The 14315-nt window shown below is 38.4% G+C and carries 11 protein-coding genes; 1 reads left to right on the forward strand and 10 read right to left on the reverse strand.

The genetic code is table 11. From position 1 onward, the window contains the following. Positions 1–5: 5 nt before the first annotated feature. From IGJ99_RS11655 to IGJ99_RS11685, 7 genes are all read right to left on the reverse strand, one after another. On the reverse strand, positions 6–548 hold the full coding sequence (locus tag IGJ99_RS11655; RefSeq protein ID WP_438770846.1) for a hypothetical protein: 543 nt from the start codon (positions 546–548) through the stop codon (positions 6–8). Positions 549–628: 80 nt separating this feature from the next. Continuing rightward, positions 629–1903 carry a hypothetical protein gene (locus IGJ99_RS11660; RefSeq protein WP_224434224.1) on the reverse strand — a complete coding sequence of 425 codons (1275 nt, stop codon included), beginning with the start codon at positions 1901–1903 and terminating at the stop codon, positions 629–631. A 672-nt stretch (positions 1904–2575) separates the two neighbouring features. Beyond that, complete coding sequence (locus tag IGJ99_RS11665; protein WP_438770847.1) at positions 2576–3976, reverse strand: glycoside hydrolase family 43 protein; 1401 nt, start codon at positions 3974–3976, stop codon at positions 2576–2578. A 30-nt stretch (positions 3977–4006) separates the two neighbouring features. Beyond that, positions 4007–5800, reverse strand: coding sequence for a glycoside hydrolase family 2 protein (locus IGJ99_RS11670; RefSeq protein ID WP_438770848.1), 1794 nt, complete (start codon positions 5798–5800; stop codon positions 4007–4009). 19 nt (positions 5801–5819) lie between these two features. Then, positions 5820–6653 carry a carbohydrate ABC transporter permease gene (locus IGJ99_RS11675; RefSeq protein ID WP_194179502.1) on the reverse strand — a complete coding sequence of 278 codons (834 nt, stop codon included), beginning with the start codon at positions 6651–6653 and terminating at the stop codon, positions 5820–5822. 11 nt (positions 6654–6664) lie between these two features. Continuing rightward, positions 6665–7540: a carbohydrate ABC transporter permease gene (locus IGJ99_RS11680; RefSeq protein WP_041684286.1), complete on the reverse strand. Its 876-nt coding sequence runs from the start codon at positions 7538–7540 to the stop codon at positions 6665–6667. 157 nt (positions 7541–7697) lie between these two features. Further along, on the reverse strand, positions 7698–8939 hold the full coding sequence (locus tag IGJ99_RS11685; RefSeq protein ID WP_335883035.1) for an ABC transporter substrate-binding protein: 1242 nt from the start codon (positions 8937–8939) through the stop codon (positions 7698–7700). A gap of 246 nt (positions 8940–9185) precedes the next feature. Between IGJ99_RS11685 and IGJ99_RS11690 the strand changes: the two genes are divergently transcribed. After that, the gene (locus tag IGJ99_RS11690; protein ID WP_010734611.1) at positions 9186–10094 is read left to right on the forward strand and encodes an ArsR/SmtB family transcription factor; all 909 of its coding nucleotides are present in this window, start codon (positions 9186–9188) and stop codon (positions 10092–10094) included. A 559-nt stretch (positions 10095–10653) separates the two neighbouring features. Here the strand turns inward: IGJ99_RS11690 and IGJ99_RS11695 are convergent. The 3 genes from IGJ99_RS11695 to IGJ99_RS11705 form a co-directional block, all read right to left on the reverse strand. Continuing rightward, positions 10654–11814: a MalY/PatB family protein gene (locus IGJ99_RS11695; protein WP_010734610.1), complete on the reverse strand. Its 1161-nt coding sequence runs from the start codon at positions 11812–11814 to the stop codon at positions 10654–10656. A gap of 19 nt (positions 11815–11833) precedes the next feature. Then, on the reverse strand, positions 11834–13402 hold the full coding sequence (malX, locus tag IGJ99_RS11700; RefSeq protein WP_194179504.1) for a maltose/glucose-specific PTS transporter subunit IIBC: 1569 nt from the start codon (positions 13400–13402) through the stop codon (positions 11834–11836). Between the two features lie 90 nt (positions 13403–13492). Further along, a complete protein-coding gene (locus tag IGJ99_RS11705) occupies positions 13493–14284 on the reverse strand; it encodes a MurR/RpiR family transcriptional regulator (protein ID WP_438770849.1) in 792 nt (263 codons plus the stop codon). Positions 14285–14315: the final 31 nt, after the last annotated feature.

Consider the following 14315-nt stretch of genomic DNA (forward strand, 5'->3'; position numbering starts at 1 on the left):
CTGGTTTATGGAATTATTTTTTTCATAGGATACATAATGACTTGATGTTCTTTCACTTCCTCGCTGAATAAAAACAATCTATCTGCTTCGATCCTGTACTTATGATCTTTGATCACATTTGCATAGTTCACACTTGCTGGATCTGGTTCTAAATAGAAGTTATCTTGATTAACTGAATATATTCCAGCATACTCTATCAGCCCAGACAGATTGATTCGCTGTACTTCACCTGATTCATTGAAGATCAAAATACCCCCTCCCTCCAGTTTCCAGGAATACTTAATCAAGAGATCGTGTAACTGGTCGTGGGAAATATCGCTTTTTATTTTTAATTTCTGATATGCTTCATCGAGTTTTCCCGGACCAGAAAAGGCTTTTTTATATTCCTCGAATGTTAAATCGTCTGAATCAGCTATTTCCTGTGATTGAGTGCTTTCTTTTGTTTCCGGAACGCTGTCACTCATTTCAAATTGTCTTGTATTTGTTTCGCTACTACAGCCAGCCATTAGTAATAGAAATAGCAGGATGGATATTATTCGTTTCTTCATTCTAGTTTGCTCTCTTTCCCGTCATTTCAAAAAAATAAAGAAGACAGAATATCAACGGCTTATTCAAATAATCAATTTATTTAATTCAAAATCCGAAAATTTATTCCATCTGCCACACTATTTGTTGAACGTGCGACATTTATTCTCAAGTGACTAAAAAATGTATAAGAATCGCTAAATGTGTTCCATCCACAAGCGGCTAAATTTTGATTTAACGTACCAATTCTTGTTGTCAGATATTCACTCCAATAACCTGTAGCTGTACTGTAGGCTCTAGGTGAACATACATAAGCTTGTACTTGATAATTCGTATAGCCCCCGTTTAAGGAATAAAAGTACCACGCATTACTGTCACTACTTACATATCTTTCTTCTCCGTTAAATGCAGATGCATTTGCAATCCAATTAAAGTTATAATTAGTGGCTGTTCCTTGACCGGCTAAGGGATCGTTATCGATAACATATGAATCGATCCGTGGTTGTTTAGCTAAATTAGATTTTTTTACACTAGTTGAAGTTTCATCTCCTGAATATTGTTTTTCTTTTGGAAATCTATATTTCTCTAAGTTGTCATTTTTTATTTCATCTATATCTCTAATTGACACTTCCGAATCAAAATCAATCGTATCCACAATTAAATAATTGGTTATTACGGAATCAACAAAACCTTCAAGCTTAAGAATAACCCCTGTTTCTTCATCAATCCACGCTTTAAAATTTTGAGCGTTTAATTTTATCCCTAATTCATCTGGATACTCTCCTTCAATCATAACAACGTCCCTACCGAGTAGCTTTTCTGTCTGAATAATTTCCCAATGATTATAGAGAGAAAAAAGTTGAGCACCATAAAGTTGTGAAAAGACAGCATCTGCCGACATAGATAGCGGTAAAACAGAATCTCGTTGATTCAAAACCGTTTCTCCTGAAGCATTTTTTGTTAATCGATTTTCAATTGATTTCATTTTATTTGCTTGATTTACATCAACATTGTATTGACTTATAAAATAGTCTTTTTGTTTAAAATCTATATCAACTAAATTATTATTTTGGGATTTATCGTAGATGATTGCTTTTTGCTCACCCGTTGTTTCATCTTCAAATACCTCAACAAATTCTTCATCCAAAATTCCTTTAGAAAAGTCCAGTTTTGCTTGTACTTGATACTCCCTGTCAGATAAATTCCCATATTTTTCTCGAAAAGATATACTTACCCTATCGTAAAAATCGGCTGAATTAACTACCTTATTGGCAATCTCACTTTCCTGTTCACTCAATTGATTGACTTCTTGTGCAGAGACTGCATCACAAAAAGTTACTATTCCAATCACCGCCATAAAAAATAGCATTTTTTTCATTTTAATTCCTCCTTAACCTACAATTATAATTCATTACCAAGCATACTTACTTTTTTTGATTTCAGAAGATATCTTCACCAATAGAATAATGTATGTAAACAAAATATAACTTCTTATTGTATATATTTATATAAATAAAAATATGTGATGTTAGTTATTTAAAATTTATCTGTTCTCCGTTCATTTTTGCTCATTTATTTTACTTTTATGTAAACACCCTACCTAGTACCAGTATAGTATAAAAAAATAATGGCTTTTGATACTGCTATAGAAATTCCTCACTCATATTAACTAAATCAAAAAATGCCAATGGTTTTCGAATTTTTTATCACTTTAAGTTGCAAATCATGATACGGCACAGGCAAGGCTTTTTAATGAAATGAAAAAGAGCTCACTTCTGTTTTTGTCATTTATTCGGTTTTAAGGTGAAAGACAAAAGTTAATTTTGCTTTTGTTTCAGATCAACCAATCATTCTAAAATTTCTCTTTACATCGTTTGATAAAAAATTCAACTAATTTATTCAACTAATATAAAAAAGACTATAAACAAAACTCTAGCTTTAAGAGTTTGTCTACAGTCTAAGACTCATGCTAGATCATATAAAGACAAATTAGTATGAACCAAATGATTGTCACCAATCGTTGTTAGTTGGAAGAATTCCTCAATATTCTTTATTTTACGATTTCTAAACGATCAATACTTAGAGTATCAACTCCAATCTCAGACGAAAGGGTGATTTCCTGCGATCCTTTCGGTAACTTCATGCGGACTTGTAGCGGTTGATAATATTCGGAAGGATACACATCCACCAACTGACTTGCTTGTTTCGTTTCGATCTTGATCCGTATCGGTTCATTCATGATAAGAGGATCCTTCGTTTTGACATAGACAATCACTAGAGATTCAGTTGCTTTCTCGATCTGCGGGGTAAAAATGATTTTGTCAGTAATTGACTCAAATCCTTGTACGACTTTCTTAGAGAGTGCTTCCTCATCTTCGACAAGCGCTAAATCGCCTTCCAGCAAAGTACGGCTAGCAGTTAATCGCAGTCGATTCGGCTCAGCTTTTGGTAACGCTTGAACATGCCACTCATCCAAAGGAGCTTCCAGTAGGACTTTATCCTCTTGATCCCAACCAAACTTTTGCAAGCGGATCGAACGGTCCCAGCCCGAATGATCCCACCGAGCAGCGTGATAAATCAACCAGTCTTCAGAACCATCTTTTGATTTGGCAAATCCATTATGACCAGGTCCATACACAGTGTTTGTCTGTTGGAAAATCGGCTCTGGTTCCTTTTGCCAATTGGCTTTTTCTAGCGGATCATCAGCTACATCTAGGGTCATAAGACCTAGCGCATAATCGTTGTCCCAGCTCCCACTCGCAGAATATACCAAATTGACTGTCTTATCTTTGGTTATCACTTGAGGGGCTTCATTGATCAATGGCGTTTGACGCATTTCCCATTCATATTCTGGTTTTGAGATAAGCCGTTTTTCACCAACTACTTTTGTAGGAGAAACCATTTCCGCTAAATAAAGATTTTGAGCAATATTTTCATATCCTTCCCAACCAGACCAAAGGAAATAGCGTTTGTCATTGATCTCTAAGACGGTGCCATCAATCGCAAATTTATCATCCATCCCTTTGATCTCTTCCAATTGCCACTCACCCATGTAAGGATCTTTTTGATGATTGACTAATGCGTACATACGATGCGTTTCTGAAGGGTGATTAGCCGCGAAATACATCACCCAGCGATCATCTAAGTAATGAAGCTCCGGTGCCCAGATGCTTTCAAATTCTTCCGGTATTTCCCAGATGATCTTTTTTTCACCGGTTGCTACGAGAGAGAGGTTTTCAGCACGCCATAGCGTTAAGTTATTCCCAGTCGTTTTGGTATAATAAAAGTAAGACTCCGTTTGCAAGATCCAAGGATCCGCTCCATCATTATCGATAATAGAAGTAAAATCGGACACTTCTTCCCCCGTATCAGTTCCAGCCCCACAACCTGTTATCACAAGCGCAGCAAACAGGACACTTACACTACTGAGCCAATCCACTGATTTTCCCATCGGACATCGCCCCTTTCCACAACAATGGGATTATTCCACCTGCGTTGGATGGAACTGATCATTGATTTCTTTAATAGCTGCTAAATCAACTTTCGGTTGTCGGTCATAGGTCAGTAGCCCATTGATTTCTTGCTCAACATCTGTCAATTGGGTATAGCAATAACCCCAAAGTCCGATAGAATCATAAACAGCCGTCATTATTCGTTGATAATCCTTCAAGAAATCTTGTTTATTCTCCACTGAGGTATAACCCCAACCTGGTTGTCCAGAAACATCAAAGCCAATACCGCCAAACTCGGTTAATAAAATAGGCTGATCCTGATAAGAAAATCCTCCAGCGAAAATCGGCCATGGTGTTGATACTCGATTCACCAATTTTTCTCTCGTACTGAGACTGTCTTTAAAGTACAGATATTTTTGTCGTTCAGATTCTTGTCCATGAGCATAATTATGAATCGCACAAATATCTGTCTCCGTCATCGCCCAACCATCATTTGAAATAACCAATCGTTGCTGGTCTAGTGAATGGATGAAGTGATACATTGCTTGAGAAAAATGCTGTTGTTGGCGATCAAAAGAGATTTTTGGTACACCCCAGCTCTCGTTGATCGGTACCCAAGTGACGATCGAAGGATGGCTATAGTCACGAGTAATGATCTCTGCCCACTCCTGCATCAAGCGCGTCACAGAAAGGTCGGTATAGATCGCCGGTGCTGCACACTCGCCCCAAACCAGAAATCCCAATTTATCTGCCCAGTATAAAAAGCGCGGGTCTTCTGTTTTTTGGTGTTTACGACAACCGTTAAACCCCATTTCTTTTGCTAATAAGATATCTTGTTTAAATGCTTCATCCGTAGGGGCAGTCAACAAGCCATTAGGCCAATAGCCTTGATCAAGAACCAACTTCTGATAGTAAGGTTTGTTGTTTAAGTAGATCATGCCATTTGCTGTCTGTATTTTACGCATACCAAAATAACTTTTTAATTGATCGATTGCATTTCCCGCTTCCTTAAGAGTCAATTCCACATCGAATAATTGCGGATTTTCGGGTGTCCAAGACCAGCCTTCGTGATGAAAATTGGTCCGGAAAATTTGTTGTTGGAAAATATCGACTGCAAAACTTAACTTAGAAGTCACAAACTCTGCAGCCCCACTGATGACTAAAGCACCTTTAAAATAGATTTGATACTCTAACACCAATTGTGGCTTTAACTGATTCAATTCAACATCGATCATCACGGCGCCAGCATCAAAATCACTAGTAAATTTCACTTGATGCAAGTGGGTCGCAGCAACTACTTCTAGCCAGACCGGCTGCCAGATCCCCGTTGAGTTTGTGTACCAGATCCCTGCTGATTCTTCTTCCCAAAATTGTTTCCCACGTGGAATGCTTTCATCAAAATGCGGATCGAATGCTCGCACACTTAGTATCTGCTCTTCTCCCGTCACAAGAGCATCCGTAATGTCAATATCAAAAGAGGTGTGCCCTCCGCAATGATTTTTCACATGATGTCCATTGACAAATACATCGGCCTCATAGTCCACTGCACCAAAATGTAAAAGGACACGGCTTTCTTCAGGAACCTGTACATTGAAGGTCCGATAATACCATACAACATCATGAACTTCTCGCTGATCAATGCCACTTAATGCACTTTGATAGACAAAAGGAACATTGATCTTGTAAGCATAATTTGCTTCATTTATGTACCACTTTTCTTTCAAACCAAGATTTTGGTCATCAAAGGCAAATTGCCATTCACCATTTAGGCTTAACCAATTCCCTCTCTCAAATTGCGGTCTCGGGTATTCTTCTCTAATCATATTTCCTCCAAAAAACAAATTATTTTATACCACTTTGCAACGACATCGACGCCATAAAGCTCTTTTGCGCCACCAAATACAATAAAAAGGTAGGGATCAAAGCCAAGATTGCACCAGCAGTTCCAATTCCTGGATAGGTCATGTATTGACCTTGCAGCAATTGCAGCCCCGGTGTGATCGGTAATTTATCAATATCGTTGATCACGATCGATGGCCACAAGAAGTCATTCCATGAGCCAGTAAAACTAAACAATGCAACCACAGTCAATACAGGTTTGATCAGCGGTAAAATGATATAATAAAAAATTTGAAACTCATTTGCCCCATCGATCACAGCCGATTCATCCAATTCTTTGGGAATTCCTAAAATGAACTGTCGAACGAGGAAAATGTTATAAACACCTGCTGCTCCAGGTACGATGACTGCTAGAAATGTATTTGTCCAACCTAGAGTATCAACGATTTTGAAGTTCGGGATCAAATTGACCACTCCGGGAAACATCATGGTTCCTAACAATAAAGCAAAAATAACATCTCTTCCCTTAAAAGTGAGTCGTGTATAGCCATAGGCCGCAAACGAGACGATCACCATAACTAATAGGGTATGTGAAGTTGAAATAATCATGGAATTCACAAACCAGCGGAACACAGGAGAAGAATCATTGCCCTGTAACAAGCTCAAAAAGTTAGCAAGTGTCCAATCTTGTGGAATCAAACTGAACCCAACCTTTTGAATCTCTGCCTCTAATTTAAATGAGGTGAAAATCGCCCATATCAAAGGAAAGATCCAAATGACGCACACGATTGCTAGTAAAATAAAGGCAATCCTTTTCCCTAGTTTGTTTTCTCGCATCTTCTTCCCTCCTATCTTTCCATTTTTTTGATGACCAGAAATTGCACAATCGAAACTGCCATGATCACAAAACCTAATAGAATGGCCATCGCTGAAGAAATGCCTGCAACCGAGGTGCTACTACCAAAGGCATTTTCTTGGATATACATCATCAACACCCGAGTGGAATTATTGGGTCCGCCTCCCGTCAACATTAGTGGCTGACCATAGATATTAAACTGAGCGATGGTCGTCATGACCGTTGTAAAGATGAGTTGGTTGCGAATACTAGGTAAAGAAATACGGAAAAATTTAGTAACACTATTCGCACCATCTAATTCCGCTGCTTCTAACTGTTCTTTTGAGACGCCATGTAATGCAGCCACATAAATAATCAGATTCCCACCTAATGTCCACCAAATCGTCACAATCAAAATAGCGATCCAAGCCCATGGTTGAGTGCCCACAAAATTGATATCGATGCCGAATACTTCTTTGATTGGTCCAAATGATTTACTCAAAAGAAATCCCCAAATGATCATGACCGCAGAGATTGCAAATAATGTAGGTAAATAAAGAATCGATTGAAAAAAACGCATCAATTTTGGTTTAGTAGACAACGCAACTGCTAATAATAAAGGGATCGCGATACATAGTGGAACTGAGATTGCCGCAAAAAACAGCGTATTTTTCATTCCATTAAAAAATTGCGTATGATATAACGAGTCTTGATCAAATAAAATTGTTTTAAAATTATCAAATCCGATAAAAATCGGCGTACTGAACAAATCCCATTCAGTAAAAGAAACATAAATCCCAATAACTGCCGGAACTAAAAAGAATAAAAGAAAAAGGAGCATATGCGGACCAATAAAAACGACTGGCCAGGCATTTAATCTTTTTTTCATCAATACACATCCTTCTCTGTATTTCTAGTCAACCCTTCAACAAGAAACGACTGTGACAGCAAATTAGCCTACCCATCGGAATTCCTAGCCATCAAAAAACCGACTGAATTCTTTTTACGGTCACTCTTCCTTCTGCCACAGTCTCCAAGTGAGGATATTATTTCATCTTTTCTTCTACGACTTTTTGGATCTCACCAAAAGTTGTTTGGATATCTGCTTTTCCTGTGATCATATCCCATGAACGATTATCATATTCACTAAAAATGTAAGATAAGCCATCAACCGTGTTGACAGAAATTGCCGCTTGTCCTTTTTCTGTTTTCAACAAGAATGATTGTGGCATCTCCACATATTCTTCATTGTCTAACATTGCTAAGGAAGTTGGATTTGCGCCAGATTTGACCCACTCTAGTTGGTTTGCTTGTAACCAAGTGAGAAAGTCGATCATACCACTTTTCTTTTCATCCGAACGTTCTTGGCTCGTTTTAAGCATCGCAAACTGATCGACGCCTGAACCTTGAACGATATGTCCAGCATCCCATTGCGGCGTAAATGTCTGACCCCAAGTGAAGTCACTTATTCCTTCCATATTACTTAACATCCATGTTCCTTCTGGAAGAAAAATCAGCTGTTGGTTTGCAAAAAGTTTGTTTGCATCTTCGCCATCTGGGACCATATAGCCGGCATCATATAGCGTTTTAAACTCTTGAACGGCATTGTAAGAAATATCATTATCGATAGCGATGTTTCCTTGTGCATCTTGCCATTCTCCACCCATTTGCTGGTAAAGATTAGAATAATTTTGCATGCCCCATGTATAGCCAAAACTATAAATACCATCTGCTTTTGCTTTTTCCCCAGCCTGTCTGATTTCTTCATATGTCACTACGCCATCATCCAATGCTCCTGGAACATATTTATCCACCAAATCTTGGTTGTAATACATCACCCACGAACCCATCGTTGCTGGAATCCCATATTGACTATCCTCCACCACACCAGTATCCCAAGCAGCTTCTACATAATTTCCACGTGTCAATTCAGTTCCTTCAATCATGTCATCCCAAGTCTCAAGCATCTCTTGGTTCTTATACGTGGGTAAAGCTTCCGATGCAATCAAAGCTAAATCTGGGACGCCTTTGCCAGATTTTCCAGCAGTCGTCAACTTCGAAGTAAAGGTGTCACCTTGCATACTAACTAACTTTACTTTAAAGTCTGGATTTGTTTTATTGTATTGATCAACCGTTTTTTGGATTTTTTCACCGTCCGGTCCCGTCGTCGAAGACCAAAGCAAAATTTCCGAATCATTGCTTGAACTATTACTTCCACCACAAGCAGCTAAAAGCACCGTACATAATAAGCTTGTTCCAACTAAAACAATTAATTTTTTTACTTTCAATTTCCACACCCCTTTTATTTAACTAAAAAGTAAAATGATACCTGATTATCAATAAACATAATTGTTAGACTATCGTCCACCAATGTTTACACCGTAAAGTTACTATAAAAATAAAGCGCTGTCAATATTATTTTAACAAGCTTATTACGGTGGATTCCATCATTTTACAATTTTGTAAATCCAAAAGCATGTGATATAATTAATCCATCTTTTCATTAAACTAATTAGTATAACGAGGTGATAGCTATGGAATTGGATTTAACGAAAGCATCTTTACCGATCTACGAAGCACTCGCAAATGAAACTCGCTTAGCAATTTTAAGAGAATTAGGAGATAGTAAGAAAAGCATCAGTGAAATTGGGCAAAAATTAGCGATCAGCAATGCTTTGATGACAAAGCACATCCGAAAACTTGAACAAGCACAGTTGATCAAAACAGAAAAAGGATCGGGGCAAGACTGGAAGAAAAAATACTTATCTCTAAAAACTGATTTCATCAATATCAATTTCCCCGCAAAAGTGTTTCCGCAAATGAATTTAACCTCCCAATCAGTGAAAATAGGTCACTTTACCGATTTTGAAGCTAAGCCTTCCTGCGGTATGGCGACGAAAGATCGATTGATTGGCGCATTAGACGACCCTAAGTCTTTTCTTGACCAAGATCGTGTTGATGCGAGCATCATCTGGCTAAATAATGGGTTTCTAGAATACAAAATTCCAAATCCTTTGAAAACTGGTGAAAAAATCGAGTTATTGGAAATCAGCATGGAAATCGCTTCTGAGTTCCCAATCTCTAATAACTATTGGCCAAGTGATCTTTCATTTTACTTAAACAACCACTGCATTGGTAAATACACCATTCCAGGGAACTTTTCAGATGTTAGAGGTTCCTTGACTCCAAAATGGTGGATCGATGAATTTAGTCAATATGGATTACTTAAGCATTTACGCATCAATCGCTATGACACTTCCCTCGATGGAGAGAAATTAACAGATCACAACCTTAATGAAATCGACTTAGATCATAGTGACTTTTTCACCTTTAAAATCGCTGCGCCTGCTACTGCTGAAAATGCTGGTGGTTTGACTATCTTCGGCGATCGCTGGGGGAACTATCCTCAAGATTTATTATTTAATTTTTACGTATCTGAATGACCTATTTTTTCTTTATCCAACAAAAAAAGGACTCAGCAAAGTGATCAGAACTGACCTAATAAGCCGAGACAAAATTAAAAAGTACCTACTTATTAAATGCATATTAACGAAGAAACGTGTCTGGGAAATTAATTCTCTTGCACCACCTAAACCGAATAAACGGTTAATTAAAAGAATGGACTTCTTTCAGAAGAATGTAGATGATCTCTCCTAGCCAATTCTATTGCTTGAAACGACCAATGCTTGGCAAGCCCTTCATTTATGTTCTTTTAAGAATAGAAACAGGACTTCTCGTTTGGGTTCAAGAAGTCCTGAATTTTTTTATAAATCTAGTTTAACGACTTCCTTGTTCTAGTTTCTTTATTTCATCATGGATGGCAAAAAGTGCGCTCCTTTTTTCAGGAAACGCACTTTCTCCATATTTTTTCAACTTCTTGAACCTATACATATAAGCTATTCGCGTGAACTTCTAAACATAAGCCAGATACCCGCTTACCTTTAACTTTTTATCTCGTTTATTATACTAAGTTCCATTTATTTGTATTTGTTACTATCCTATCTACCCCAAACTCTCCGTCAATCGCCGCAATCCTTCTTCCAATTTCTTACGTGGGCATCCCACGTTCAATCGCAAAAAATTGTGACTAGCTTTCCCATATACTTCGCCTGACATGATCGCAACCTTGCCTCGTTCGATCATTCGTTGCTGAAGTTCTTCCATAGTGAATGGGAGTCGGGCACAATCGAGCCACATCAAGTAGGTGGCTTCGCTTTTGGTCACGATGATTTTCGGATGATGTTTTTTAAGGTACGCAGTGACAAAAGCAATATTATCATCAATGTACTGATTGAGTTCACTGACCCAGTTGTTTTCTTTTTCATACGCCGAAATCGTAGCAACTAATCCAAAAACACTCGTGGAACCGAGGCCATCAGCTTCTTTCATCTGTTGTAAAAACCGCTGGCGCAAGGACGAATCTGGAATCAATCCGTAAGAAAAAATCAATCCAGGAAAATTAAATGTTTTACTTCCTGATGTGACGACTGCGACATTTTTTTGAATCAATTCTGTCAGTGGTTGATGGTGTTGTCCCTTTCTGAGAATATCCATGTGGATCTCATCCGAAATAATGAACACCTCGTTTTTTTGAGCAAGCTCGATGATGTTCACTAATTCTTTTTTGGTCCACACTCTACCTGTTGGATTGTGGGGACTACACAATAACAAAATTTTATTCTCCGGTTGCTCAAATTGGCGCCTCAAGTCCTCAAAATCCAATTTATAGGCACCTTCTTGATAAATCAATTCATTGCTTACCAGTTTGCGGCCATTCCCAGCAATCAGTTTATAAAAGGCATCATAAGCAGGCGTTTGGATAATCACACCTTCTCCCGATTCGCTTAATAAACAAATCAGTTGCTTGATGCTATAGATGACGGAAGGACTGTAAACCAACCAGTCCTCGTCGATCTGGTGTCCAAAACGTTCTTTGTACCAGTGAGTGACTGCTGATTTGAAATCTGTGTGATTCCAACGAGTATAGCCAAAAATTGGATGTCTTAACCTTTCTTGGAGCGCAGCTTCGACGCCTGTTGGTACTTTAAAATCTGTATCAGAAATCGTAAATGGCAAGAGATCATTTTTACCGAAGCGGTCTTCAATATAATCCCATTGCGTACAATACGTCCCTTTACGATCGATTTGTTCATTGAAAGACATCTTCTACACTCTCCCGATTTCAGAACGACAAGATGTCGTCCAGTTGATTTCTAACAGTCGTCACTTTTGTTCCTATAATGACTTGTACATTCGTATCATCCAAATGAACCACGCCTAATGCACCTAATTTTTTCAGTCGGTCATCATCAACGATCGATCCGTCATTCACCACTAACCTTAGACGTGTGATGCAATTATCTAAAGAAGTGATATTTTCAGCACCACCTAAAGCAGCCAAGATTCCTCGTGCATCAACTGTGCCTTTTCCTTTATATGTTACTTCTTCGTCTGTATATTCTGTCTCAGCAGTTATTTCTTCACGTCCTGGAGTCTTTAAGTTTTTGCGTAAAATCACTGTTTTAAATGTAAAGTAATAGATACCAAACCAACAAGCCCCCACAACTAAAACCAACCACCATTTAGTATAAGTGCCTTGCATGACCCCAAAAATAATAAAATCTAGGATTCCGCCATCGGTATTCCCGATCGTTACGCCCAACAAACTCATGACCATAAATCCGGCACCAGTCATCAACACATGGAATCCCCATAAGAGAGGACTGACAAATAAGAAGAGAAATTCGATTGGTTCAGTAATTCCTGTTACAAAAGTAGCAATCACACCTGAAATCAATAATCCCTTGATTTTTGCACGATTCTCTGGCTTTGCGGTTTGATACATCGCTAAAGCCGCTGCGGGAAGGCCAAACATGAATGTCGGCATTTTCCCTTGTGAAAGAAAAGCAGTGGCGCTCGGTGAAATCGCCAATCCTTGTTGCAATTCATTATAAAAAATATTTAGTGCGCCAAAGACTTCTTGCCCATTGATGACCTGACTTCCTCCAGCTTCTGTAAACCGGATCATCGATACTAAAATATGATGTAAGCCAAATGGCAATAAGAGTCGTTCTCCAGAACCGAATAAGAACGGGCCAAATGCACCAGAGCGTTGGATCAAATTTCCGATCCCAGTGATCAACATGGCAAAAAGTGGCCAAACCATCGGAATCAACACGCCAACAATTGCTAAAGTTACTGAAGTAATGATGGGTACAAAACGTGTCCCTGAAAAGAAGGCAAAACTATCTGGTAATTGGAATTGATAAAATCGCGTATGGAGCTGATAAACGATTAGCCCGACAATGATCCCTCCCAGAACACCCATAGATAATGTTTGGATACCAAAAACCATTTCTTGACCAGCTTCACGTAATTGTTCACTTGCTGCCAATTGATTCGTTTCTTGCAAATAAAAATTGATCGATAATTGCATCACTACATATCCAACAAACCCAGAAAAAGCAGCCACGCCTTTTTCTTTACGTGCTAAGCCTAAAGGAATCGCCATGGCAAACATCACAGGTAAATAGCTAAAAGCAAAGCCACCAATCGTCGACATAAAGCGAAACATCACCTGTAACCAAGCAGCACCTAAAAATGGAAAAGCAGTAATTGCTGATTCAGCGGAGAACGCACTCCCAATCCCTAAGAACAATCCCATGAAAGCTAACAGTGCGACTGGTAACATGAACGTTTTGCCTAACCCTTGAAAAATCTCCATCCAACTTGCTTTCTTCCCTTTTTGCATCCCTTTTCCCCCTTACTCTATTTCTTACCCTTAAAATGTAAGCGATGACAAAGGCGGTTGCAATACTTCCTGTCCATGTAGAATGGGCATTCATAAATTAGAATCTCCATTCTGAGAAATGACTTGTTTCGCATAATGGATCATCAAAATATCTAACAAGATATCCATTGAAACTCTTGGACTCAAATCAATATTCTGATGATAGATCGTCAACATTTCTGCAATAAATGCGACCGTCGACAATTCTTCTAAAGAACTTGTCGGTTGACCAATAAAAGACAGCAGAGGAACATTTCGCTCCTTTAGTCGTTTAGCATAATCGAGCATTCCTAATGTTTCCCCACTATGACTAATAAAAATAGCAAGATCTCCTTCTCCTAGTTGTTTACTCACTGCTAGCAATTCGTCCCAATCGGTTGAATGCCCCACATTTTTACCAAGAAAATGCAATTTTCGATTCAGGGAAACAGCGACCGGAATACTTTGCCCTACAGCAAACAGTTCAATACGTTGTGCTTCTTTAATCATATTGACTGCGCGATTGATTTGTTTCGGCTCGATTTTTTCTAACGTCTCTGTAAACTGACGAAGGATTTCATTGATCAATGGTTTGAATTCATCCGACACATCAGTAGAACCACTCGTTTCTTCTAATGACCGGTAACTTTTAAGGGCAAACTTAAATTCTTGAAATCCTTTAAAGCCAAGCTTTTTTGCCATTCGAGTAATAGTCGATTGGCTGGTAAATGTTTCACTCGCTAATTCTTCGGCTGTCATGGAGGAAACTTTTCTTGATTGATGCAAACAATAATCTAAGATATTTTTTTCCACTTGATTTAATTCAGAAAATTTATATTGGATTCTCTTATAAAACTGATTCATCTCTTTCTCCTATTCTGGCAGTTTTTCGCCA

Origin of the sequence: Enterococcus sp. AZ095b, assembly GCF_051714725.1 — a bacterium.
Lineage (GTDB): Bacteria > Bacillota > Bacilli > Lactobacillales > Enterococcaceae > Enterococcus_B > Enterococcus_B pernyi.

Coding starts and splice junctions, on each gene's coding strand:
- IGJ99_RS11705 (WP_438770849.1), bottom strand. CDS start 14,284: ATGAATCAGTTTTATAAGAGAATCCAATATAAATTTTCTGAATTAAAT.
- IGJ99_RS11690 (WP_010734611.1), top strand. CDS start 9,186: ATGGAATTGGATTTAACGAAAGCATCTTTACCGATCTACGAAGCACTC.
- IGJ99_RS11680 (WP_041684286.1), bottom strand. CDS start 7,540: ATGAAAAAAAGATTAAATGCCTGGCCAGTCGTTTTTATTGGTCCGCAT.
- IGJ99_RS11665 (WP_438770847.1), bottom strand. CDS start 3,976: ATGGGAAAATCAGTGGATTGGCTCAGTAGTGTAAGTGTCCTGTTTGCT.
- IGJ99_RS11695 (WP_010734610.1), bottom strand. CDS start 11,814: ATGTCTTTCAATGAACAAATCGATCGTAAAGGGACGTATTGTACGCAA.
- IGJ99_RS11655 (WP_438770846.1), bottom strand. CDS start 548: ATGAAGAAACGAATAATATCCATCCTGCTATTTCTATTACTAATGGCT.
- IGJ99_RS11675 (WP_194179502.1), bottom strand. CDS start 6,653: ATGCGAGAAAACAAACTAGGGAAAAGGATTGCCTTTATTTTACTAGCA.
- IGJ99_RS11670 (WP_438770848.1), bottom strand. CDS start 5,800: ATGATTAGAGAAGAATACCCGAGACCGCAATTTGAGAGAGGGAATTGG.
- IGJ99_RS11660 (WP_224434224.1), bottom strand. CDS start 1,903: ATGAAAAAAATGCTATTTTTTATGGCGGTGATTGGAATAGTAACTTTT.
- malX (WP_194179504.1), bottom strand. CDS start 13,402: ATGCAAAAAGGGAAGAAAGCAAGTTGGATGGAGATTTTTCAAGGGTTA.